We start from the raw sequence: 268 nt of genomic DNA, 5'->3' as shown, positions 1-268 counted from the left end.
GGCGCGACGTCGCCGCCCTGACCGGCGCCGCCGCCCGCCAGTGGCAAAGCCAATGCGCGATGATCTTTCAGCAGTTCAACCTGGTGCCGCGCATGGACGTGGTGTCGAACGTGCTGCACGGCATCCTGAACCGGCGCGGCACGTTGCAGACGGTGCTGAACCTGTGGCCGCGCGCCGACATCCTCCGCGCGCTGGAGATCCTGGACCGCCTCGGCATCGCCGAACAGGCGCCCAAGCGCGCCGAGGCCCTGTCCGGCGGCCAGCAGCA

Annotated in this window: 1 pseudogene; it reads left to right on the top strand. The window is 70.9% G+C overall.

The features are described 5' to 3' along the window. Positions 1–268: pseudogene (locus TW83_RS18765) on the top strand (phosphonate ABC transporter ATP-binding protein); the annotation flags it as partial.

This window comes from Paracoccus sp. S4493, from assembly GCF_000967735.1.
GTDB classification, from domain to species: domain Bacteria; phylum Pseudomonadota; class Alphaproteobacteria; order Rhodobacterales; family Rhodobacteraceae; genus Paracoccus; species Paracoccus marcusii.
This window is presented reverse-complemented; position numbering and strand designations above follow the sequence as displayed.